Genomic DNA, 22,078 nt, shown 5'->3' on the forward strand with positions numbered 1-22,078 from the left:
CTACTGTAGAGATTCGATAACGTGTGGTCGCGGCGTGGTACCGGTCCGCACGCGTACCCGGCCGCGCCGGTGCACCCGCCGGTACGCCGAGGGCGGCGTGCCGCACAGTTCCACGAACGCCTGCCGCAGCGTCTCGGCCGAGCTGAAGCCGCACCGCCGCGCGATGGCGGTCAGCGGCAGGTCCGTGGTCGCCAGCAGCTGGGACGCGGCCTCGGTCCGCGCCCTGCGCACGAACCGGCCCGGCGGCGTGCCCAGGTGCTCCTGGAACAGCCGCGTCAGCTGCCGCTCGCTCAACCCCGCCCGCTCCGCCAGCGCCCGGGTCGACAAATCGCCGTCGGGGTGGCCGGTGATGTACGCCGCCAGGTCGGCGACCTGGCGGTGCTCGGGCGGCGGCGCGGCGAGGAACATGCTCACCTGCGCCTGGTTGCCCGGCCGCTGCAGGTAGGTGACCAGCCCGCGCGCCACCTCGCGCGCCAGGCTCGGCCCGTGGTCGGCCTCGACGAACGACAGCGTCAGGTCCAGCCCGCTGGTCACGCCCGCGGCGGTGTGCACGTTGCCGTCCTGGACGAACAGCGGCGCCGGGTCGATGGTGACCTCCGGGTACTGCCGGGCCAGCAGGCCGGCCCACATCCAGTGCGTCGTCGCCCGCCGCCCGTTGAGCAGCCCCGCCGCGGCGAGCACGGACGTCCCGGTGCACACCGAGGAGACCCGCCGGGCCGTCGCGGCGACCCGGCGCACGTGCGTGGTCAGCTTGACGTCCGCCGCGGCTGTCGTGTGCCCCATCCCGCCCGCGACGATCAGCGTGTCGACCGGTCCCCGGAGCCGGTCGAGCCGGTCCTGCGCGGCCAGGGTCAGCCCGTTCTGGCAGCGGATCGGCCGCCCGTCGAGGCTGACCAGGCTGACCTCGTAGGCCGGCGTGGCGCCGTACCGGTTGGCGGCGTCGAGCACGTCGGCCGGGCAGGCGATGTCCAGCAGGGCGGCGTCCTCGTACCCGACGATCACCATCCGGCGCATGGCCCCAGCGTAGCCGTCCGTCCGACGAGGATCCCAGGTTTTCGGACATCTGCGGTTCGCGGGGCTGCGGCGCGCGCCAGGCTGCGGGGCATGAAGACGATCGCGTTCGTGCTGTACCCCGGGCTCACGCCCCTCGATTTGATCGGCCCGCTCCAGGTCTTGGCCTCGCTGCGCAACGCCGACCCGTCGTTCGAGGCCACGGTGGTCGCGGAGACGCTGGACCCGGCGGCCTCGGACACGCCGCTTTCGCTCGTCGCGGAGCGCACCTTCGACGACGTGCCCGCGCCGTACGCCCTGGTGGTGCCTGGTGGTCAGGCAGGCACGCTCCGGGCCCTGACCAACGAGCGGTTGCTGGACTACGTCCGCTCGGCGGCCGCGCAGGCGGAGGTGACGGCGTCGGTGTGCACCGGTTCGCTGATCCTCGGCGCGGCGGGCCTGCTGAAGGGCCGCGAAGCCACCACGCACTGGTCTTTCCTGGAGGCGCTGCGCGAGTTCGACGCGACGCCGGTGAAGCGCCGCTGGGTCGACGAGGGCGCGGTGCTGACGGCGGCGGGCGTGTCCGCGGGGATCGACATGGCGCTGCACCTGGTGGCCCGCTTCACCAGCGAGGAGGTCGCGAAGGCGGTGCAGTTCGGAATCGAGTACGACCCGGAGCCGCCCTTCGGAGGCCTCGACTGGGCGGCCGCGCCGAGGCAGATGTTCGCCGGCGCGGCGGCGGCGTGGATCAAGGAGGCGTTGTCCGGCGCGCCGGACCTGGCGGCCCGGTTGGCCGCCCGCGTGTGAGGGGTGGGGCCGTGCCTGGGGGTCGGCCCCATCCGCGCAGGCCAGCGCTTTGAAGGCACCCCGCTACCGGGCTGTGTGCGGTCCGTAATAAGCTATGCCCCGTCGCCGCCCCTCGCGGAGGCGATGGCCGGGCTGTGGCGCAGTTTGGTAGCGCACTTGACTGGGGGTCAAGGGGTCGCAGGTTCAAATCCTGTCAGCCCGACGGTCTGTGGAGCCCGCTGGCTCTGGGTGGAAGCCCAGGTCAGCGGGCTTTTTCGTATGTCCTTCACGTTCGCTCAGCCTCGTCGATTCCAAGATCAACCGAATAACGTGCGAAACGGGACTCGGTCGAAGACCGTTGTAGGTCTTGGTTTCCTTCGCCTTGCCGTTCCCGTTGCTCTGGATGTAGGCCTGGCGGATATGAGATGACCTCGGTATTCAGGTCGACGCGGGGCCCCATCCCGCTCCACGGAGCAACAGCGGCCGGTACGAGCGAGGCAGCGCGCGCAGCCACCGCGGCGAGCACAAGTGCCTTCGCTAGGGCCTGAACTGGCATGGCTAACGGCGCCGGCATCTGGTTGGCTCCGCGGTGCCCCGGACGTCTCGCCGTGCGCGGCTCTCGTCGTGGCGGGACGCCCTCTGCGCGTCTTGTGGACGCGCATCGCGCGCCCACAAGACGACGGCAGCGGTCAGTCAGGCAGCCGGTCGTGCGTAGAGGCTCTTTCCGCCGCACACGTACATGACCTGCCCGGTGATCGCCTTCGCCAGGGGGCCCGCGAGGAAGGCCGTGGCCCAGGCGACGTCGCGAGGCGAGCCGATGGTGCCGGTGGGCTGGGCCCGCATGAGGCGTGCCATGACCTCGGGGGGTTCGGAGCGCAGGAGCGGGGTGTCGATCAGGCCGGGCGCGATGCAGTTGACCCGGATGTCGTGGCGGGCGAGTTCGATGGCCAGCGCGCGGGTCGCGGACACGACCCCGCCTTTGGAGGCGGCGTAGGCGACCTGCCCGTACCAGCCGAGCCAGGCGCGGGAGGCGATGTTCACGATGCTCCCGGCCCGGTTTCCCACCATGGACCGTGCCGCGGCTCGCGCGCAGTTGACGGTGCCGGTGAGGTTGACGGCCAGGGTGCGTTGCCAGTCCTGTTCGGACAGGCGGCGAATGCCGCTGTCGACACTGATTCCAGCGTTGTTCACCAGGATGTCGACTTCGCCCGCGGTACGAAAGAGGTCGTCGACCGCGTCGCGCGAGGTGACGTCGGCCGGGACTCCCGTGACGTCGTGTCCCTTGCCCAGCAGGGCCTTCGCGGCGTCGACGCAGCCGGTCGGCGAGATGTCGGCGATGACGACCCGCGCCCCCTGGGTGGCCAGCTCGTCGGCGATGGCGTAGCCGATGCCCTGCGCGCCGCCGGTGACGACTGCGGTCTTTCCTTCCAGCATCATGTTCGGCCCTCCTAGACCGAGAGGCTCGACAACAGGCTCGACCCGCCGCAGCAGAACAGCACCTGCCCGGTGATGTAGCGGCTGCGGGGATCGGCGAAGAAGGCAACCGTCTCCGCGATGTCCGCCGGGGTCACCGTGGTGGGCAGGAGCGGACCCGGCTCGGTGGTCCCGCCCGCGACCAGGTTGACCGTGACACCGCGGGAAGCGAGCTCGAGCGCGAGGCTGCGCACCATCGCGGCCAGGGCTCCGGCCGCCGCGGCGATTGCGGGCCGGTCGGCCCACCCCAGCTGGTCGCGGCTGCCGATGGCCACGATCGCCGCCCCGCCGTCCGCGGCGGAGCGGAGCCGGGGAAGCAGCTCCCTGGCGAGGCGGCGCAGGTCCTCGGCCGGGTTGCCCGTCACCTTGCCGTCGAAGAGGCCGGGATCGAAGACGACGGCGTCTACTTCGGCGCCGTCGAAGTCCCAGCCGGCCGAGGTCAGCCGATCTCGGGTCGCGGCGATGGCCGCACTGTCACCGATCAGGATCGCGGTGTGCATCAGTCCTCCGCGGTGAGGATGTGGACGGAGCAAGCGCCGTTGTCGACGCCGAAGATCCCGCCGCCGGTGACGTGGGTCAACGCCACGGTCGCGCCGGGTACCTGCAGGTCGCCGGCCGAACCGGTGAGCTGCCAGTAGGCTTCGCCGATCTGGCTCACCCCGGTCGCCCCGACCGGGTGGCCGCGGGAGAGCAGCCCCCCGCTGGGACTGACGGCGACGCGGCCGTCCACGTCGAACTCTCCGTCGGCGAGCGCGCGGTGCGCCTTGCCGCGTTCGGCTATGCCCAGTGCCTCGGCATGCAGCAGTTCCGCGATGCTGAACGCGTCGTGCAGCTCAACGAGATCGAGGTCGGCGGGGGACAGGCCGGACATCTCGTAGGCGGCGCGGACGGTGCGCTCGGTGATGTCGGGCCAGGTCATGTCCCGGAAGCCGGTGTGGAACCGTCCCGATCGCACCACGCTCGCCCGTACCCGCACCAGCGGGGTCCGGAGTTCGCGGGCGAACTCCGGGCTGCACAACAATACGGCCGCGGCCCCGTCGCTGTTGGGGCAACAGTGCAGCAACCGCAGCGGGTCGGCCACCGGACGGGACTGCAGGACCTGCTCCAGAGTGACCGGGGCCTGGAAGTGCGCACGGGGGTTCTTGGCGCCATTGCGCCGGTTCTTGACCGATACGAGGCACAGGTCCTCGACCCGTGCGCCGGTCTCGTACAGGTAGCGCTGGGCGCGCATCGCGTACGTCGCGGGCATCACGACACCCTGGGCGATCTCCGCGTCCGCGGTCGTGAGCGGCAGCGCGCCGCCACCGAAGCCCGACAGGTTTTCCGTCCCGACCGCCACCGCGCAATCATGCGCACCGGAGGCGACCGCCTGCCAGGCGAGATGCACGGCGGAGGCGCCGCTGGCACAGGCGTTTTCGACGGTGAAGACCGGCGGACCGGAGATCCCCGCCCGCTGCAGGACCCGCTGGCCGACCAGCGAGCCGCCGTACACCGATCCCACGAACCCGGCGCCGACCTGGCCGGGCGGCAGGTTCACCGACCGGAGGAGGTCGATCACGGCTTGCTCACCGAGATCCGCGGCGCCGCGGCCGAGGTGCTTGCCGAAGGGCGCGACCGCCGCCCCGGCGACGAAGACGTGCCTCATCGCGAAGCCACCTCGATCAGCGGGCGCACGATGTGCGATTCCTTGCCCGACGTGATGGCGCCGACGGTGAGCTGTACCGGGGTGTCCGGCGCCAGTGCCTGCTCGCCTTCGCTGTGGCTCAGAACCCGCACCCCGTCGATGTCGACATAGGACAGCACATACGGGGTGTCGAAACCGGCCGCACCGACGCGGACCACAGTGGAGGCGTAGACGACACCGCGGTCACCGGTGACGGTCTGCGTGAGCTCGGCGGAAGCGCAGGTCGAACACACCTCCCGCGGCGGGTACCACCGTGCGGAGCAGTCGCGGCACACGGAGATGCGCAGCGCGGTCGTGTCACCGTTGCGGGCGATCCAGTCGCCCGCGATCAGATCGGTCATGGTGTCCTCGGATGTGTCAGGCGCCGTGGTAGCGCGGGTCTCGGCGGTCGGCGAACGCTTGGCGTCCTTCCGCCCGGTCATCGGTGTCGCGGAGCAAGCCCCACAGCAGTTGTTCGAGCTCGATCGATCGGGACAAGGGCAGGTCGTGTGTGCGCAGGGCGAGGGATTTGATCGCCCGCACGGCGAGCGGACCGTTCGCGGTGATACGGCGGGCGAGGCCGAGTGCGGTGTCCATCAGCTGGTCCGCGGCGACGACGTCGCTGACCAGTCCCACCCGATGAGCTTCGACGGCGTCGATGCGGTCTCCGGTGAGCAGCATCTTCATCGCGACGGCTGGTGGGACGGCCCGCAGCAGGTGCGAGGCGCCACCGACGGCCGGGACGCTGGCCCAGCGGGCCTCGGGCAGCCCGAAGGTGGCGTTCGGGCTCGCGACGCGCAGATCGCAGTCGAGAGCGATCTCCAGCCCGCCACCGAGCGCGTGGCCGTTGATGGCCGCGATGAGAGGCTTCGGGATCGCCAGTTCGCTGATCGTGATCGCGCGGACGTAGCCACCGTCGCGCACACCGATCTCGTACGGTGCCAGATGCGCGGCCGCGAAGGGGCCGGCAGGCGCCTTGGTTCGTTTGAGGTCGGCTCCGGTGCAGAACGCGCGGTCGCCGGCGCCGGTGATGACGGCGACGGAGAGTTCCGGGTTGTCGCGGAACCCGATCAGGGTCTCCCGCAGGGACACCATGGCGTCCGGGTCGAGCGCGTTGTAGGCCTCGGGCCGGTTGAGCCGCACGACGAGGATGTCGTCGACCTGGTCGGTGTCGATGGCCATCTCAGCCGATCACTCCTGTCCGTTCGAGCTGGTCGTACTCCGTGTCTGCGACACCGAGCAGCCGCGTGCACACCTCACGGGTGTCGGCGCCGAGCAGCGGGGCGGCGCTGCGGGGGCGGCCCGGTGTGCGCGAGAGGCGGTAGGGCAGCCCGTCGTAGAGGCAGTCGCCCATTTCGGGATGCCGGAGCCTCACCCAGTGACCGCGTGCGCGCAGCTGGGGATCCGTTTCGATGAGGTCGCGGGCGTCGTTGACGCCGGCCGCGGGCACTCCGGCATCGGCCAGGGCGTCGGCGAGCTTGTCGCGGTCCCAGCCGCGGGTGGCCGCACTGATCCACTCGTCCAGACCAGGCGCGCGGCGCCGTTGCGCGGCGGTGGCGAAGCCGGGCTCACTCGGCAGGCCGAGCACCGTGACGAGGGCGGACCACTGCTCGTCGTCCTGGACGGCGATCGCACACCACCGGTCCTCGCCCGCGCAGGGGTAGACCCCGTGCGGAGCGGCCCAGTCGTCGGCGTTGCCCCGCCGCGTGACGTCCTCGCCCGCGGCGGCGGCGACGACGGCGGGCCCGATCAGGTTGACCGTCGACTCGAGCTGGGCCAGCTCGATGTACTGTCCGCGGCCGGTCCGGCGCCGATGGCGCAGGGCGGCCAGCACGGCGATCGCGCCGTGCAGGGGATTGGGCACGTGGTCGGGGTAGTTCGTGCCGGTACCCACCGGCGGCCTGTCCGGATAACCGGACAGGCCGAACAAGCCACCCGCGGCCGCGATGGACAGACCGTAGCCGCGGAAGTCGCGGTGCGGGCCGGACGCGCCCTGCATCGGCATCTCGAGGTAGATGACGTCCGGCCGCACTGCACACGCGGCCCGGTAGCCGAGTCCCAGGCGGTCCATCGTGCCGGGCGTGAAGTTGCTGACCACGACGTCGCTGACGGCGATGAGGCGAAGCGCGAGCCGATGCCCGTCGCGAGCCTTCAGGTCGAGGCAGATCGACTTCTTGCTCGAGTTGCGGTTGGCGAAGTAGCCGCTGCGGTTGATCCCCCGCACGCCGTCGGCGAACGGGGGCATGTCGCGAATGACGTCCGTGCGGGTTCGCGACTCGACCTTGATCACCTCCGCTCCATGGTCGGCCAGCGGTTTGGTGAGGAAGGGACCGGCGCCGACCCAGGTGAAGTCGGCGATCCGGATCCCAGCCAGGGGACCGGGCACGAGAGTCTCCAAACCTCGAAATCAACTTCGTGAACACGAAGACAGGCAGAGTGTGAACCTGCTTCGCGAGGGTTGTCAAGCAAAGGTGGAGGGGGTCTTGACATAGATGGCGACGCGTCGCATGCTCGCCGTATTCGCAAACTCGAAACTCACTACGAGAAAGCTGGCGGTGGTCTCGTGAACCGTGTACGGCCGAAACTCTTCCTCCTCGACGACTGGGAGGGCCGGATCCGTAGCGCGCCGGGGGCGCGCCGCCTCGCCGAGCTGGCCGAGCTCACCGTGCTCGACCGGCCGCTCGCCGAGGTGCCGGACGAGGACCTGGCGGACGTGCGTGTGGTCCTCGCCATCCGGGAGCGCACGCGCTTCGACCGGGCGACGTTCGACCGGCTGCCCAACCTCGAGCTGATCCTGCAGACCGGCGGCCACGCCTACCACATCGATCTCGCCGAAGCCGAGCGCCGAGGCATCGCCGTCGCCCTGTGGCGGAGTCATGACGCTTGCGAAGCGGCCATGCGGGAGCTGACTTTCGCGTTGGCGGTCGCCGCGCTGCGCCGGTTCCCCGAAGCGACGCGCGCAGGGGACGGCGGTCAGTGGCCAGGGCTGCTCGGTGGCACCCTGCGGGGACGCCGGCTGGGGATCCTCGGGATGGGGCTGCAGGGCAGGGCGGTCGCGCGGCTCGCCCAGGCCTTCGACATGGACGTGGTGGCGTGGGCCAGGCCGGGCGGCAGCACCGACGCCGCGGACGGCATCCCGCGCCTGCCGATGGAGGAATTGCTCGCCACCTCCGACGTGGTCAGCATTCACCTCCGGCTGTCCGACGAGTCGCGGGGACTGCTCACAGCCGAGCGGCTGCGTTCGATGAAACCCGGATCGGTGCTGGTCAACACCGCGCGTGGGGCCATCGTGGACGAGGACGCGCTGGTCGAGGTGTTGCGAAACGGGCCGCTGCGGGCGGCCGGGCTGGACGTGTTCGCGCACGAGCCGCTGCCCGCGGACTCCCCGCTGCGCTCGCTGCCCAACGTGGTCCTCACCCCGCACATCGGCTGGACCGTGGAAGAGGCGTTCGCCGAGTTCGCGGAAGGCGCCGCGGGGCAGCTCGAGGACTACCTGGCCGGGAAGCTGGACCCGGCCGAACTCCGTTTCCCGCTGCCTGCCGACCGTGGCCGGCCCGACCTGGTGGGAGGCGTGGCGCGATGACCTCACACGTGGGGCAAATGGAGCGGCACGTTCACTGGATCCACGGCTTCGCGACACCGCCGGATTCGGGGGAGTACCTGCCTACGCTCGATCCGATGACCACACGACCCTGGGCCGAGATCGCGCGCGGCACCGCGGCGGACATCGAATCGGCGGTCAGCGCGGCCGACCGGGCCTTCCGCGCCTGGCGCCGCACCGGCCCCAGCCGTCGTGCCGAGATCCTCTGGCGCCTGGGCGACCTGATCGCCGAACACGCCGACGAACTGGCGGCGCTGGAGTCCCGCGATGCGGGCAAGGTGATCCGTGAGGTGCGTGGGCAGCAGGTGATGCTGCGGGATTGGTACCACTACTACGCGACGCTGGCCCACCACGGCGAGGGCCGCCAGATTCCGCACGACAACCCCTCGATCACCGCGGTGACCGTGCGCGAGCCGTACGGCGTCATCGGCGTCATCCCGGCCTTCAACTCGCCCATGTTGCTCGGTGCGATGGGGCTGGCGCCGGCACTGGCCGCGGGCAACACCGTCGTGGTGAAGCCGCCCGAGGTCAACTCGCTGTCCCTGCTGCTCCTCGGACGGCTCGCGCAGCAGGCCGGCCTGCCCGACGGGTGCCTCAACATCGTCACCGGCTACGGCCACGAAGCCGGTGACGCCCTGGTGGGACACCCCCTGGTGCGCAAGGTGTTCTTCACCGGCGGCCCGGAATCCGCGAAGGCGGTGACCGCTCGCGCGGCGGCCGGCCTCAAGCAGACGGTTCTCGAACTCGGCGGCAAGTCGGCCAACATCTTCTTCGGCGACGTCGATGTCGAGGCCGTGGCCAACGGGGTGATCGCGGGGATCTTCGCGGCCGCGGGCCAGACCTGTGTGGCCGGCTCCCGGCTGCTGGTCCACGAGTCGGTGGCGGACGCCCTCGTCAAGACCGTCAGCGAGCGCGCCCGCCGGATCCGCCTGGGTGATCCCACCGCGCCGGAGACCGAAATGGGACCGATGTCGCAGGAAAAGATCTTCACCGGCGTGCGAACGCGCGTGATCGAGGCGATCGAAGACGGCGCGGAGGTCACCGCCGGCGGTCCCGACGGGCAGGTGCCCGAGGGCGGCTGGTTCTACCCGCCCACGGTGCTCGACGGTGTCACCAACGACATGGCGGTCGCGCGCAACGAACTCTTCGGCCCGGTGCTGTCCGTGATCCGCTTCCGCGACGAGGACGAGGCCGTCGCCATCGCCAACGACTCGCCGTTCGGCCTGGCCGCCGGCGTGTGGACCAACGACCTCGGTCGCGCGCACCGCGTGGCCCGGGAACTGGAAGCCGGCACGGTGTGGGTGAACACCTACCGGGCGCTGCAGTTCGCCACCCCCTTCGGCGGCATCAAGAACTCCGGCTACGGCCGGGAAAACGGGCTGGACGGGTTCGCCGAGTTCACCCAGCCCAAGTCCATCTGGTTCGAATCGAGCGGCGCCGCGGTCGCGGACCCGTTCGTCCTGCGCTGAGCAGGGATTTCGTCAACGACGACGAGGAGACATCCATGCACACCATCGACGACTACGACCTCGTGGTGGTCGGATGCGGCGCGGCCGGGCTCGCCGCCGCGGTCAGCTACGCCGAAGCCACCCAGGGGCGCACCCGGATAGCCGTGCTCGAGCGGTCCGCCGAACAGGACCGCGGCGGCGCCACCCGGTGGACCGGAGCGTTCCTGCGCATCACCGAGGAACGCCGGCTCGACCCCGACTGGCCCGATCGGGTGCGGCGCGTCTCCGGCGGCCGTGCCGATTACGACTACTGCCGCAAGCTCGAATCAGAGGTGCCCGAGACGATTCGCTTCATCGAGGACCGCGGCGTCAAGCTCGTCTTCGACGAATTCCCCCTGGCGCACACCTTCGACGAGGGCACCGCGCGCATGACGCCGCCCGGACGACCCGACGGCGGGGGCAAGGCCATCGTCGAGGCACTGGCGTCCAGCCTCGAACAGCACGCCAATGTGGACATCCGCTACCGCACCGAGGCCGTGCGTCTCACCCTGTCCGATGACGGCGTGGTCGACGGGGTCGTCATCCGCGACGGCGACGGGCGAGCGAAACGCCTCGGCGCTCGGGCCGTCGTGCTGGCCTGTGGTGGTTTCGAGGGCAACTACGAGATGCTGACCCGCTACATCGGCGAGCGCGCCTGCGACCTGCCCCTGATCGCGCCGGGCATCGCCAACAACCGGGGTGACGGCCTGCGCATGGCGCTCGAACTCGGCGCCGACACGGCCGGCCAGTTCGACATGATCCACGCCGAGCCCGTGGACACGCGAACCGGTTCGGCCGACGCTGTGCTCTACGGCTACACCGGTGGCATCTTCGTCAACCAGCAGGGTGAGCGGTTCTTCGACGAGGGCAAGGACACCTGGGACAACACGTTCGAGCTCATCGGGTACGAGATCTGGCGCAACCAGAACCAGCGCGCCTACTGGATCGCCGACGCCAAGACGCTCGCGATCCCCGGTATCGAGAACGCGTTCCTCAGCGACGTCCCGCCCGAACGCGCGGACTCCCTCGCCGAACTGGCGGGCAAACTCGGTCTGGAGGCCGAGGCACTGGAGAAGACCGTCGCCGCCTTCAACGCCGCCACCGGCCCTGGCGACTTCGACCCTTCCCGCCTGGACGGCAAATCGACCACCGGCATCACACCGCCCAAGTCCAACTGGGCCACGCCGTTGGACACCGCGCCGTTCATCGGCTTTCCGCTGACCGCCGCGATCACCTTCACCTACGGCGGCATCCGCACCGACCTCGACGCCCGGGTCGTCACACCCAACGGCACCCCCATCCCCGGTCTCTACGCGGCCGGGGAGATCACCGGGCTGTTCTACCACGAGTACCCGCCCGCGACATCGGTGCTGCGCTCGCTCACCTTCGGCCGGATCGCCGGCACCCACGCCGCCCGCACAGCCTGATCCCCGGCGGGCCCGGGCTCGCCCGGGCCCGCCCCGGCCCGAACGGACCTCCATGCCCGACCCACACCGCATCAGCACCCGTCTGGACACCCTCCCCGTCACCCGGTTCCATCGCTACGTCGTCGCGGTCGTCGGCATCGCGACGTTCTTCGATCTGTTCGACCTGTTCCTCGCCAGCAGCGTCAGCGCTGTCCTGCAACAGGAGTTCGGCGTCGCCGGCACCGAGCTGAAGCTGGTCCTGGCTTCCGCGTTCATCGGCGCCTTCGCCGGCGCGCTGGCCATCGGGCGGCTCGCGGATCGCGTCGGCCGCCGCAACGCGTTCCTGCTCACGCTCGCCCTGTACTCGTTCTTCAGCATGGCGTCCGCGTTCAGCACCGATGTCTGGATGCTCGTCGTGTGCCGGTTCCTCGCCGGCATCGGGCTGGGCGCGGAACTCCCACTCGCCGACGCCTACCTGGCGGACGTGTTGCCGCCCAGTGCCCGGGGCAGGATGACCGCGTGGGCGTACACGCTCGGCTTCTGCGGGGTACCGGCTTCCGGCTTCCTCGCGCGTGCGCTCCTCGGCGAGGCACCGCTGGGTCTGGCGGGATGGCGCTGGCTCTTCCTCATCGGCGCGCTCGGCGCCGCGATCGTCTGGATCCTGCGCACCAACCTGCCCGAGTCACCCCGATGGCTCGCGGCGACGGGCCGCCACGACCAGGCCGAACGCGTCGTGCGGCGCTTCGAGAAGGCCGCGGGACGGCGGGCCGCGCCGGCGGCGCAGTCAGAACCGGACAGCGCCCCGGGGGAGATCCTGCCCGCCAGGGCACTGCTCCGGCCACCGTGGCGGCGGCGGACTCTCATGCTGTACCTGTTCCAGCTGCTGCAGACCTTCGGCTACTACGGGTTCGGCTCACTGGTCCCGATGGTCCTGGCCGCCAAGGGCTTCAGCCTGTCCCATTCGCTCACCTTCAGCGCCGTGTCGTTCCTCGGGTATCCCCTCGGTTCCGCGCTGTCGATCCCGGTCATCGAACGCTTGCAACGGAAGTGGCTCATCGTCGCCAGCGCGGTCGGCATGGCCGTGTTCGGACTGGCGTTCGGGTACGCCTCCACCGGGGCTGCGATCGCTGTCTTCGGGTTCTGCTACACCGCGGTCAGCAACGTGTTCTCCAACGCCTTCCACACCTACCAGGGCGAGCTGTTCCCCACCTCGGTACGGGCCGGCGCGGCCGGCTCGGCCTACGCTCTGTCCCGGCTGGCCACCGCAGCCATGCCGTTCATCCTCATTCCGGTGCTCGACAGTTTCGGGCCGACCGCGTTGTTCACCGTGGTCGCGTCGGCGATGGCGCTCCTCGTCGTGGACGTCGCTGTGCTCGGGCCGCGCACGACCGGCCTGTCGGTCGACGAGATCAGCTCGCCGCGCCACGACGGCGCTTCTCGTGCGCGAGCACCGTATTGAAATCGCTGTCCGGGATCAGTTCCGCCGAGGCGCCCAGCTGCCGTGACACCGCGGCGGCGGTCGCCAGCATGTGACTGACCACGACCGGGAGGCGGTCTTCGGCGAGGCGGCCACGCGGTGCGGACACATGCACCGCCGCGACCGCCTCGCCGTTCGCGTTCACGATCGGCGTGGCCAGCCCGATGATGCCCTCCACGCTCTCCCCGTCGCTGACGCTGTAGCCGCGCTCGCGGATCTCCGCGTACTCGGCGCGCAACGTCGCCCGGTTCGTCAGCGTCAGCGGGGTGTACTGCTCCAGCCTGGACGAGCTGAGGACGCGCTTGGCCAGCTCGTCGTCGAACGCCGCCATCAGCTTGCCGACCGCCGAGCCGTGCAACGGCCGCGCGTCACCGAGCCGGATGATCACCGACAGCTGCTGCGAGGTTTCGATCCGGTCGGCGTAAGCCACTTCATCGCCGGTCCGGACGGCCAGGTAGGTGTTCTCGTTGATCTCTTCGCTCAGGTCACGCAGGAACGGCCGCGCCACCGCGCGAAGCTGCACGGAGTCCACAATCGACAACGCGAGCATGACCGCACGGGGACCGAGTGCGTACGTGCGCGGTCCCGCCAGCCGGACCACACCGATCTCGACCAGAGCCTGCATCAGATCGTGCGTGCTGCTCATCGGCAGCGACAGATCTGCGCTCAGGTGCGTCAGGCTCCGGCCCTCGTGGTGATGGGCCAGGTAGCCGAGGACGGACAACGCTCGGTCGATGCGTGCGGGATTCATCGCCACCACTCCGGTTCGTCGGACACCACTGCACGGTAGCCGATCCAGTATGGGAAAGCTTGTCCAGTACCTTCGAAGACGCGTAACATAATTCGCATGTCCGAAATCACCTCAGAACCGCCCCTGACCGGCGTTCGTGTCGTCCACGTCGGGTCTCATCTGGGAAATTACCTGGCCAAGCTGCTCATGGACCTGGGCGCGGACGTCGTCCGGGTCGACATCCTCAGCGTAAACCCGGATCAGGTTTCGCCGTTCTTCCGGGTGGGGCAGCGCACCGCCTGCCCGGAGCGCCTCGAGGCTGAGCTCGCCGGAGCCGATCTGCTGATCACCAGCGGCGGTCCCGCGGAGCTCGACCGGCTCGGGCTCACGCCGGGCAGGCTGCGTGAACGCTTTCCCCGGCTCGTCCACGTCGCCCTCAGTCCCTACGGCCAGGACGGTCCGTACGCCGACCGGCCGGCGAGTGACCTGACGCTGCTGGCGGCCGGTGGCCTGCTCTACTTGGCCGGCGACCCGGATCGCGCACCGGTGAGGCCGGTCGGTGAGCAGAGCGCGATCGTCACCGACCTCCACGCCGCGGTCGGTGCGCTCATCGCCCTGCTCGTCGCGGAGGAAAGCGGAGCGGGGCAGCTCGTCGACGTCTCCGCGCAGGAGGCGGTGACGCACTCACTGGAAAACGCGGCACAGTACTACGACCTCGAAGGCGTGGTGCGATGCCGCACCGGCAGCACATCTGCCGAAGCCGCGAACGGGCTCTTCGAATGCGCGGACGGCTGGGTTTACCTCGTCGCCGGCATCGGTGGCTCGCCGCTCGGATGGCCCGGTCTGGTCGAGTGGCTGGAGGCCGAAGGCGTGGACGGCGCGGCGGCCCTGCGCGCCGAGCGGTGGCAGGATCAGCGGTGGCGACGGACCGCACCCGCGATCGCCGAGTTCCGCGAGCTGTTCCAGGCTTTCACTCGCAACCGGTCCAAAGCGGATCTCTACGAGGACGGGCAACGGCACGGCGTCAGCCTCGCTCCGGTGTCGACACCGGAGGACCTGCTCGCCAACCCGCAGCTGCGTGCGCGCCGCTTCTTCCGCACGGTGCAGGTCGACGAAGAGCCAGTGGTCGTGCCCGGACCTCCCTACCGGTTCGACGGCATGGCGCTCGGGCCCCGCTGAAGCCGGCCCGGCACGACTGCCATCGGCACCGGCGGACGAAGGCGGAATCCGGCGCGGTCCCGACCCGACAGGGACAGGGGCGACCGGAAGGGGCCGAAGAATGTTGCTTGTTGCAAGGCGGCGCAGCTGCAGGTGCGTGGGTCCGCGAGGTGAATCGTCGTGCTCTACTGCTCGTGGAGGGCCACCGCCCTTCTGCGTCGATTTCCCCGCCGGGAGCCAAATCGCTTCCTGCGGGATGTTTCTCCAAGATGAGCGATTCCCTCGGCGCCGATGAGCCCCGAAACGAGTACGGGAGCGTGCCCTGGGGGGCGGGTCCACCCAGATGCACACCGGTTCCTACCAGTGATGGAGCGTCGGAAGCGTCGTCCGGGGTGGGGAAGGCGCGTTGTGCGCAGGGCGGGCGTACGCATGACGCGATCCAGGACTGCGGCGATGTGGTACGCACGGCCGGACGACGTCATGGGGTCCCGGTTGTGGCACAGCCCGCGCCCGGAGGAAGCCGGGGCGGACCATCGCTGACCAAGCCGGTGATCGACTTCGCGGAAGGGGCCGGTCTCGAGCCAGCGGGCGTTGGGTGCGTAGGGCTGCGGCACCGGCGCTGCGAAGGGGACTGGTGCCGCGGTCACTGGGCCTGGCGCTGGCCTGTCCGACCTCAGCACCGTCGCCGGCGAGCGCCGTGGTAGCTCCGATGCCCAATCGACTCCGCAAGGGCATGGGCTGAAATCGGCTTCCGACGGGCCGAACGACGATCTGACCATTCCGTCGTGCCTGCCGAGGAGTTCCTCCGGAGTTTCCGCGGCGCCGGCAGGAAGCCGGGACACAGCTGGCGCGACCGCCGTGGATGTCACGCAGGGCTGCTTCGGCGCAGCGGATGAGGTGTGCGCGGAGGGTAGCGTAGCGCCGGTTCGCCCTACCGGCGCTGATGAGGCGCCAACGGCTGTGGATACTGGCCAGCCCGCGTCCGCCGGTTTCCCGTGCAGACGTGGACGGCCAGCAAAGCCAGCCACGCCGACTCGACCGCCACCTGCGCCCGTTCGACTGCGCCGACGTCCTGGCTGCCGACGAGGGTCAGCGTGACCGTCGCCAGCCCCGACACGGCGAACCCCATGCCGAGCCCCACGGCGATCCGCGCGAGGCGCCGGTTGGTGCCCCGCCATGTGACCACGGCCAGCGCCGACATGGCGGCAAACATCGCCAACTCGCCGAGCACGCTCGATACGGTGTGCCCTTGCTGCAGCTGCACGACCAGATTGGCCGTTTCCTCATACGATCGGCACCGCAGGTCCACCGAGGGCGCGCACGGCATCGGGTTGAGTGCATCGAAGATCGATGCGATCCCGGCCCCGCACAACGAGACGGACACCACGCGCACAGCCAACCTGGCGGACAGCGCCGTCGGCAGCGTGAGCGCCACGGCGATGATCATCGCGCCGGTCGCGATGTCAAAGGCCCGGAACAAACCACTGGCCGGCTCGCCGCCCACCTCCAGCTCGCTGACGTACGAAGCCTTCGCGCTCAACGTCGACCCGAGCGGACCCGCCAGCACGAACACAGAGTTGCCGCACGCTGCGCCCAGCCCCGCGACGCCCCCGACAACCCGCGCCGCAAACGAATACCCCTCCCTGGGGCGTCGCACCCTGGCGACGGGCGCGCGCGACGTCCCGCGACCGGGTTCTGCTGTGGCCGCCATCGCATCCCTCGCAGCCGCATTCCCCATTGACCGACATTACGCCTCGAAGCAGGTCTTTTGTGGCGACGGTGGGCTGCGGACGAGTTGTGGATGCCGCCCCATGGCCCGTCCTGCCGGCCGCCCGGTCATCGTGCCCGCACGCGCGTCCGTGATGCCAGCCTGGGCACCGTCGAACAGTCGGAACAACCGGAGGCCGGATGCGGTGATGACTGAGGTTTGGAGATGACGCCGCAGCGCCGCTTCGACGACGCACATACTTCAGCGGCTTCTCCGGTGAGTCTCGCAGCGGCCTGCACTGCCCGGCGAGCCATTCAGCCAGCGGCTCCATCAGGCTGGCGCGGCTGCGAAACCATACTCCCGGAAGTGGTTCCCCTGTTTCGCGTCCAGCCAAGCTGTGGCGAGGAAATCAAGCGAGCGCCTCGCAGGTTACGGTGATGCCGAGTTCCTCGGCGAGTTCGCGGACCGCGCAGTTGATGGGTGTCTGGCCGAGGTCGACGGGCTGGGTGGTGCCGATCCGTCGGCATACACCGTAATGCCCTTGCCGCGATGCTCGAACGCTTCGACGTACGTGTCGTACACGCCTGGCGCTCAGGTGGCCGGCGGAACCATCGGATCGTTCAGGGCACCGGCGACCGCGTCGCCGGGGGCGAGCGTGCGGCCGCGGTTCCAGGCGCGCGTCCACCGCGCCGGGCCGGTCCGGGCGCGGGCCGCGTCGGTGACCGGGGCCGTGATCGCGCTGTCGAACGGGGCGGCCCGGGCCGAAATGGCGTCGCGGATCGTGGTGGCGGCTCCGGCCAGCTCGGCCGCCCGCTCGGGCCGGTCGCGCCGCGCCGCGAGCGCCGCCAGCGTTTCCAGGCCCTCCGCCATGCCCTGCCGCTCGCCCTGCTCGACCGCACCGGCGAGCGCCTGCCGCGCCAGCCGATCCGCCCCGGACAGGTCGCCGCGGGCGAGCGCGGTGTGCGCCAGATGGTTGAGCACCCGGGCGGCGAAAACGTCGTCACCCAGCTCGCGGTACACCCGCAACGCCTCCTCGAACTCGGCGGCGGCCGCCTCGACCCGGCCCGTGTGCAACAGCGCCGTGCCCAGGTTCAGGTGTGAGGTGGCCAGGTACCAGCTCGTGCCGAGCCCGCGGCAGATGTCCACACTGCGCCGGTAGGGCTCGAGGGCCTGCCGGTAGTCGCCGCGCCACATGGCGACCATCCCCTGGATCGTCAGCACGTTGCGCAGGTCCAGGGGGTCGTCGCTGCGGTGCGCCAGCTCGAGCGCCTCGGCGGCGAACTCGGCCATCCGCGTGTGGTCGCCCTGCGGGAACGCCAGCGCCGACGCCGCGCACAACGCCTTCGCGCGCAGCGACGGCGGCGACGGCCCGGCGACCGCCAGCGCGGACTCCGACCAGCGCCGGCCCTCCGCCAGCTCACCCAGCTGCCGCCAGTACCGCCACAGCGCCACCGTGTACCGCAGGGCCAGGTCGGTTTCACCGGTGTCGATGGCCCACGCCATACCGCGCCGCAGGTTCGCGCGGTCGGTGTCCAGGCGGCGGAACCACGCCTCGTGCCCGGTGCGCACCAGATGCGGTTCCGCGGACTCGGCCACGGCCAGGTAGTGCAGCGCGTGCCGCCGCCGCACCTTGGCGGTTTCCCCCGCGGCGGCGAGCCGGTCCGCGGCGTACTCGCGGACGACGTCGAGCATGTCGTACCGGGGTTCGCGGCGGCCGTGGTCGAGCGCGACCAGGCTCTGATCCACCAGCGCGCTGACCGCCGCCAGCGCGTCGGCGGGATCGCACCCGGTCACCGGCGCCATCGCGTCGAGGTCCCACCCACCGGAGAACACGGACAACCGGCGCAGCACGGCTTGTTCCCGCGGGCCGAGCAGGTCGTGGCTCCACGCGACCGTGTCGCGGATGGCGCGCTGCCGAACCGGCGCGTCGAGCGGCCCGCCGACCAGCAGGTGCAGCCGGCGCTCGAGCTGCGCGGGGATCGCGGCGAGCGGCAGGTGCTTGACCCGTGCCGCGGCGAGTTCGACGGCCAGCGGGAGCCCGTCCAGCTTCCGGCAGATCGCCGTCACCAGCGCCGCGGTGTCGTCGTCGAGGACGAGGTCGGGCCGCACCGCTCGTGCCCGCTGCCAGAACAACGTCGTGGCCGGCCACCGCGTGATGTCCGCGGACCCGACCTCACCCTCCGGTACCGCGAGCGGCGGCACGGCGTACTCGTGTTCCCCGCGCAGCCGCAGCGCGCTGCGGCTGGTGACGAGAAACGTGGCGCGCGGGCAGCCGAGCGTGAGCGCATACACCAGCGGCACCGCCGGGGTGAGGTGTTCGAAGGTGTCCAGCACGATCAGCACCCGCCGCTGCGCCAGGTGCCGCACGAGCTCATCCGCGACGTCCGCGCCGGTGCGCACCACCACCCCGAGCGCCTGGGCCACTTCGGACGCGACCAGCGCGGCATCGGTCAGCTCACCGAGGCCGGCGAAGAACACCCCGTCGCCGAACTGCGCGGCCACCCGCCCGGCCGCCGCCAGCGCCAGCCGCGTCTTGCCGATGCCACCGGGCCCGGTCAGCGTCAGCAACCGCACCGCCGGGTCTCCCAGCTTGCGCGTGACGACGGTCAGTTCCCGCTCCCGGCCGACCAGCCCGGTCGGGGGTGCCGGCAGCACGGGCGGCGCAGCCGGTTCGGTGCGCCGGGCCAGCGCCTCGAACCGGGCCCGGTCGTACTCACCCAGCGCGAGCGCCGCCGCCAGCCGTCGGACGGTGTCGCGGTGCACCACCGTCCGCAGGCCGCGTTCGATGTCGCTGACCGTGCGGGCGCTGATGCGGGCGCGTGCGGCCAGTTCCTCCTGGGTCATCCCGGAGGTCGCGCGCAGCTTCCGCAGCACCGCGCCCAGCTCGTCGTCGGTCACGATCGCCGCCTTCCCGCTGTGCCCGAAACGGTGACCCGAACGGTGACCTCGTTTCATGGTGCCAAACGACGGCCGCGGGAGATGCTCATCGGGACCGAAAACCCCGGAGGTGAGCCCAATGTCGGCGAACACGGACCAGAACAAGAAGACGGTGCTGCGGCTCTACGAGGAGGCCGGCAACCAGGGCCGGCTGGAGGTGCTGGACGAGATCACCTGCCCCGACCACGTCGAGCACTACCCGTTCCCCGGCCAGGCGCAGGGCGTGGCGGGTCTGAAGCAGCGGGTGAGCATGATCCGCGCCGCGTTCCACCCCCGCTTCACGATCGAGCACGTCGTGGCCGAAGGGGACACTGTGGTCGTGATGTGGCGCAACGACGGCGTGCACGAGGGCGAATGGTTCGGGTTCGCGCCCACGGGGAAGGCGGTCACCGCCCGCGGTGCCGACATCCACCTGCTGCGCGACGGCCGTCTCGCCGAACACTGGGACGTCGTCGACATCTCCGGTTTCCTGTTCGCCGTCGGCGCCGTGCCGGCGCCAGCCGCGACCGGCGCGGACCGATGATCCTCGTCGCAGGCGGCACCGGCCGTCTCGGCACGCTCGTGGTCCGCCGGCTGGCCGCCGCCGGCGGGCCGGTCCGAGCCGTTCCCCGAGGAGGTCCTCGCCGCCCCGGCCGATCCGCAGACGTTTCAGGGCAGCATGGGTGTCCGCGAATCGATCGTCGCGCAGATCCGCCGCACCAACCCGACGGTGCGCGAGTACCTGCGGCAGACGCGCTACACCGGTTCCGGGCACGCGGGTTTCGTCGGGACGCCGGAACAGCTGGCCGACCACATCGAGGACTGGTTCCACTCCGGAGCGATCGACGGGTTCAACCTCCAGCCCGACGTGCTGGTCGACGGGCTGGAGGTGATCGCCGACGAGCTGGTTCCCCTGCTGCGCAGGCGGGGCATTTACCGGCACGACTACGAAACCGAGACGCTGCGCGGCCACTTCCGGGCCGCTTCGCCGACCCCGCGCTTCGACTGAGCCGGCCGCCCCGAACCAGGTCACTGCCGTGGATCCCGCACGGCCGGCCGATCCCTAGGGGAGAAGCGCTCGGCCGCCGGGCCCGGATCGCCCAGCGCCGAGCCCGGCTCCAGCGGGATTCCAGCGCTGCCTGCTTCCCTGGTGGGGTGGCCGAGCGAATTCACGCGGAGATCGTCGCCAAGGTGATCGAGGTTGCCCGTAGCGTCGGGGCCGACCTCGTGGCGGGTGATGCGGTCCTGCTGCTGGAGTCGATGAAGATGGAGATCCCGGTGCTGACCGGGACCGCCTGCCGGCTGAGCCACCTGGCGGTGCGCGTCGGTGACGTCGTCCAGGAGGGCGATCTCCTGGCCGTCGTCGAGCAGGTGCCGTGAGGGTGGAACGGACCCGGTCGTGCGCCTGACGATCATCGGTGGTGGCGGGTTCCGCACACCGCTCATCCACCGCGCCGTCGCGGGGTGGGGCGCGGTCCGGGAGATCGCCCTCTACGACAGCGACCCCCGGCGGCTCGCGGCCATCGGCGCGGTCCTCGGGAACACCGGCGTCGTGCCGCACACCGATCTCGACGCGGCGCTGGCGGGTGCGGACTTCGTGTTCTGCGCGGTGCGCGTGGGCGGCACGCGAGGGCGTGTGATCGACGAACGCATCGCCCTCGACTGCGGCGTGCTGGGGCAGGAGACCGCGGGCGCGGGCGGGCTCGCCTACGGGCTGCGCGGCGTTCCGGTGCTGACGGCGCTGGCCCGCCGCATCGCGGAGCTGGCGCCCGCGGCGTGGGTCGTCAACTTCACCAACCCGGTCGGAATGATCACGGAGGCCATGGCGGCGGTGCTGGGGGACCGGGTGATCGGGATCTGCGATTCCCCGGCCGGCCTGTTCCGGCGCGTCGCGTGGCTGCTCGGTGTCCCGGAGGACAGGGCGTCGTTCGACTACGCCGGGCTGAACCACCTGGGCTGGCTGCGCGCGGTCCGCGTGGCCGGTGCCGACCGGCTGCCCGGGTTGCTCGCCGGGGACCGGCTCGGCGCGATCGAGGAGGGCAGGCTCTTCGGCGTGCCGCTGCTGCGTGAGCTGGGCATGATCCCGAACGAGTACCTGTACTACTACTACGCCACGGCCGCCGCGATCGAGAAGGCGCGGAGGAGTCCCACTCGGGGCGCGTTCCTCCACGAACGCCAGGAAGCGTTCTACCGCGCCGCCCTGGCGGAGCCGTCGGCGGCGGCACGGCTCTGGACCGAAACGCTGGCCGAGCGGGAAGCGACCTATTCGCCGTCGCCCGCGCCGGCGAGCGGGGAACCCGCGGGCGGCGGCTACGAGGCGATGGCCGTCGCGGTGATGCGGGCCCTGGCCGGCGACGGCGCGGCGACCCCGGTGCTGAACGTCCGCAACCGCGGTGCCGTGCCCGGCCTGCCCGCGGACGCGATCGTCGAGGTCCCGTGCCTGGTGGACACGGGCGGCGCGCACCCGATCGCCGGGGACCCGCTGCCGGACGCGCAGCTCGCCCTGGCCCGCGCCGTGAAGACCGCCGAGCGGACGACGATCACCGCGGCACTGACCGGTTCGCGGGCGCTGGCCGAGGACGCCTTCGCGGCCCACCCGCTGGTGGGTGACCGATCAGTGGCGCGGCGTCTGGTGGCCCGGTACCGGGCGGCGCACCCGGAGTTGCAGGCGCTGCGCTGAGGC

General features: G+C 71.1%; 20 protein-coding genes and 1 tRNA gene. 11 read left to right on the forward strand and 10 right to left on the reverse strand.

Annotated elements, in window-relative coordinates:
- A complete protein-coding gene (locus IE290_RS29805) occupies positions 1-1,014 on the reverse strand; it encodes a GlxA family transcriptional regulator (RefSeq protein ID WP_229874792.1) in 1,014 nt (337 codons plus the stop codon).
- A gap of 90 nt (positions 1,015-1,104) precedes the next feature.
- Between IE290_RS29805 and IE290_RS29810 the strand changes: the two genes are divergently transcribed.
- Together IE290_RS29810 and IE290_RS29815 are read left to right on the forward strand one after the other, a co-directional pair.
- The gene (locus IE290_RS29810) at positions 1,105-1,797 is read left to right on the forward strand and encodes a DJ-1/PfpI family protein (RefSeq protein ID WP_191248021.1); all 693 of its coding nucleotides are present in this window, start codon (positions 1,105-1,107) and stop codon (positions 1,795-1,797) included.
- Between the two features lie 128 nt (positions 1,798-1,925).
- A tRNA-Pro gene (locus IE290_RS29815) sits at positions 1,926-1,999 on the forward strand.
- A 470-nt stretch (positions 2,000-2,469) separates the two neighbouring features.
- Here the strand turns inward: IE290_RS29815 and IE290_RS29820 are convergent.
- The 6 genes from IE290_RS29820 to IE290_RS29845 are packed head-to-tail and all read right to left on the reverse strand — an operon-like array spanning position 2,470 to position 7,298.
- The gene (locus IE290_RS29820; RefSeq protein ID WP_191248022.1) at positions 2,470-3,213 is read right to left on the reverse strand and encodes an SDR family NAD(P)-dependent oxidoreductase; all 744 of its coding nucleotides are present in this window, start codon (positions 3,211-3,213) and stop codon (positions 2,470-2,472) included.
- Positions 3,214-3,224: 11 nt separating this feature from the next.
- Complete coding sequence (locus IE290_RS29825) at positions 3,225-3,749, reverse strand: SDR family oxidoreductase (protein ID WP_191248023.1); 525 nt, start codon at positions 3,747-3,749, stop codon at positions 3,225-3,227.
- Positions 3,749-4,894, reverse strand: coding sequence for a thiolase family protein (locus IE290_RS29830; protein ID WP_191248024.1), 1,146 nt, complete (start codon positions 4,892-4,894; stop codon positions 3,749-3,751). The genes IE290_RS29825 and IE290_RS29830 overlap by 1 nt, the downstream gene beginning before the upstream one ends.
- Positions 4,891-5,274 (reverse strand): Zn-ribbon domain-containing OB-fold protein, encoded by a 384-nt coding sequence (locus IE290_RS29835; protein WP_191248025.1) that lies wholly within the window; start codon positions 5,272-5,274, stop codon positions 4,891-4,893. Before IE290_RS29835 ends, IE290_RS29830 begins: the two co-directional genes overlap by 4 nt.
- A gap of 16 nt (positions 5,275-5,290) precedes the next feature.
- A complete protein-coding gene (locus tag IE290_RS29840) occupies positions 5,291-6,094 on the reverse strand; it encodes an enoyl-CoA hydratase/isomerase family protein (RefSeq protein WP_191248026.1) in 804 nt (267 codons plus the stop codon).
- 1 nt (position 6,095) lies between these two features.
- On the reverse strand, positions 6,096-7,298 hold the full coding sequence (locus tag IE290_RS29845; RefSeq protein ID WP_191248027.1) for a CaiB/BaiF CoA transferase family protein: 1,203 nt from the start codon (positions 7,296-7,298) through the stop codon (positions 6,096-6,098).
- Between the two features lie 177 nt (positions 7,299-7,475).
- On the opposite strand from IE290_RS29845, the gene IE290_RS29850 reads away from it, so the two are divergent.
- From IE290_RS29850 to IE290_RS29865, 4 genes are read left to right on the forward strand one after another with little or no spacing between them, the layout of a single operon-like run.
- Positions 7,476-8,495 (forward strand): NAD(P)-dependent oxidoreductase, encoded by a 1,020-nt coding sequence (locus IE290_RS29850; protein WP_191248028.1) that lies wholly within the window; start codon positions 7,476-7,478, stop codon positions 8,493-8,495.
- A gap of 17 nt (positions 8,496-8,512) precedes the next feature.
- On the forward strand, positions 8,513-9,982 hold the full coding sequence (locus tag IE290_RS29855; protein WP_191248029.1) for an aldehyde dehydrogenase: 1,470 nt from the start codon (positions 8,513-8,515) through the stop codon (positions 9,980-9,982).
- 35 nt (positions 9,983-10,017) lie between these two features.
- On the forward strand, positions 10,018-11,427 hold the full coding sequence (locus IE290_RS29860; RefSeq protein WP_191248030.1) for an FAD-binding protein: 1,410 nt from the start codon (positions 10,018-10,020) through the stop codon (positions 11,425-11,427).
- A 52-nt stretch (positions 11,428-11,479) separates the two neighbouring features.
- On the forward strand, positions 11,480-12,865 hold the full coding sequence (locus tag IE290_RS29865) for an MFS transporter (RefSeq protein WP_191248031.1): 1,386 nt from the start codon (positions 11,480-11,482) through the stop codon (positions 12,863-12,865).
- Here IE290_RS29865 and IE290_RS29870 read toward each other — a convergent pair.
- Positions 12,816-13,634 carry an IclR family transcriptional regulator gene (locus tag IE290_RS29870; protein ID WP_191248032.1) on the reverse strand — a complete coding sequence of 273 codons (819 nt, stop codon included), beginning with the start codon at positions 13,632-13,634 and terminating at the stop codon, positions 12,816-12,818. The genes IE290_RS29865 and IE290_RS29870 overlap by 50 nt on opposite strands.
- 96 nt (positions 13,635-13,730) lie before the next feature.
- On the opposite strand from IE290_RS29870, the gene IE290_RS29875 reads away from it, so the two are divergent.
- Positions 13,731-14,792: a CoA transferase gene (locus IE290_RS29875; protein WP_191248033.1), complete on the forward strand. Its 1,062-nt coding sequence runs from the start codon at positions 13,731-13,733 to the stop codon at positions 14,790-14,792.
- Positions 14,793-15,702: 910 nt separating this feature from the next.
- On the opposite strand, the gene IE290_RS29880 is transcribed toward IE290_RS29875, so the two are convergent.
- Together IE290_RS29880 and IE290_RS29885 are read right to left on the reverse strand one after the other, a co-directional pair.
- Positions 15,703-16,509, reverse strand: a complete 807-nt coding sequence (locus IE290_RS29880) for a DUF998 domain-containing protein (protein WP_308431390.1) — start codon at positions 16,507-16,509, stop codon at positions 15,703-15,705.
- Positions 16,510-17,070: 561 nt separating this feature from the next.
- Positions 17,071-19,377, reverse strand: coding sequence for an ATP-binding protein (locus IE290_RS29885; protein WP_191248035.1), 2,307 nt, complete (start codon positions 19,375-19,377; stop codon positions 17,071-17,073).
- Positions 19,378-19,495: 118 nt separating this feature from the next.
- On the opposite strand from IE290_RS29885, the gene IE290_RS29890 reads away from it, so the two are divergent.
- The 4 genes from IE290_RS29890 (at position 19,496) to IE290_RS29905 (ending at position 22,075) form a co-directional block, all read left to right on the forward strand.
- Positions 19,496-19,939: an ester cyclase gene (locus IE290_RS29890; RefSeq protein WP_191248036.1), complete on the forward strand. Its 444-nt coding sequence runs from the start codon at positions 19,496-19,498 to the stop codon at positions 19,937-19,939.
- A 135-nt stretch (positions 19,940-20,074) separates the two neighbouring features.
- A complete protein-coding gene (locus IE290_RS29895; RefSeq protein WP_229874794.1) occupies positions 20,075-20,404 on the forward strand; it encodes an LLM class oxidoreductase in 330 nt (109 codons plus the stop codon).
- A 146-nt stretch (positions 20,405-20,550) separates the two neighbouring features.
- Positions 20,551-20,775, forward strand: a complete 225-nt coding sequence (locus IE290_RS29900; protein WP_191248037.1) for a biotin/lipoyl-binding carrier protein — start codon at positions 20,551-20,553, stop codon at positions 20,773-20,775.
- Between the two features lie 19 nt (positions 20,776-20,794).
- A complete protein-coding gene (locus IE290_RS29905; RefSeq protein WP_191248038.1) occupies positions 20,795-22,075 on the forward strand; it encodes a family 4 glycosyl hydrolase in 1,281 nt (426 codons plus the stop codon).
- Positions 22,076-22,078: the final 3 nt, after the last annotated feature.

The organism is Amycolatopsis deserti (assembly GCF_014653945.1).
Classification (GTDB): domain Bacteria; phylum Actinomycetota; class Actinomycetes; order Mycobacteriales; family Pseudonocardiaceae; genus Amycolatopsis_E; species Amycolatopsis_E deserti.

Bases quoted from the DNA above. Each gene is read 5' to 3' on its own strand.
- IE290_RS29810 (WP_191248021.1), top strand. From the start codon at position 1,105: ATGAAGACGATCGCGTTCGTGCTGTACCCCGGGCTCACGCCCCTCGAT.
- IE290_RS29890 (WP_191248036.1), top strand. From the start codon at position 19,496: ATGTCGGCGAACACGGACCAGAACAAGAAGACGGTGCTGCGGCTCTAC.
- IE290_RS29805 (WP_229874792.1), bottom strand. From the start codon at position 1,014: ATGCGCCGGATGGTGATCGTCGGGTACGAGGACGCCGCCCTGCTGGAC.
- IE290_RS29865 (WP_191248031.1), top strand. From the start codon at position 11,480: ATGCCCGACCCACACCGCATCAGCACCCGTCTGGACACCCTCCCCGTC.
- IE290_RS29825 (WP_191248023.1), bottom strand. From the start codon at position 3,749: ATGCACACCGCGATCCTGATCGGTGACAGTGCGGCCATCGCCGCGACC.
- IE290_RS29875 (WP_191248033.1), top strand. From the start codon at position 13,731: ATGTCCGAAATCACCTCAGAACCGCCCCTGACCGGCGTTCGTGTCGTC.
- IE290_RS29870 (WP_191248032.1), bottom strand. From the start codon at position 13,634: ATGAATCCCGCACGCATCGACCGAGCGTTGTCCGTCCTCGGCTACCTG.
- IE290_RS29820 (WP_191248022.1), bottom strand. From the start codon at position 3,213: ATGATGCTGGAAGGAAAGACCGCAGTCGTCACCGGCGGCGCGCAGGGC.
- IE290_RS29830 (WP_191248024.1), bottom strand. From the start codon at position 4,894: ATGAGGCACGTCTTCGTCGCCGGGGCGGCGGTCGCGCCCTTCGGCAAG.
- IE290_RS29880 (WP_308431390.1), bottom strand. From the start codon at position 16,509: ATGGGGAATGCGGCTGCGAGGGATGCGATGGCGGCCACAGCAGAACCC.
- IE290_RS29855 (WP_191248029.1), top strand. From the start codon at position 8,513: ATGGAGCGGCACGTTCACTGGATCCACGGCTTCGCGACACCGCCGGAT.
- IE290_RS29835 (WP_191248025.1), bottom strand. From the start codon at position 5,274: ATGACCGATCTGATCGCGGGCGACTGGATCGCCCGCAACGGTGACACG.
- IE290_RS29895 (WP_229874794.1), top strand. From the start codon at position 20,075: ATGGGTGTCCGCGAATCGATCGTCGCGCAGATCCGCCGCACCAACCCG.
- IE290_RS29860 (WP_191248030.1), top strand. From the start codon at position 10,018: ATGCACACCATCGACGACTACGACCTCGTGGTGGTCGGATGCGGCGCG.
- IE290_RS29840 (WP_191248026.1), bottom strand. From the start codon at position 6,094: ATGGCCATCGACACCGACCAGGTCGACGACATCCTCGTCGTGCGGCTC.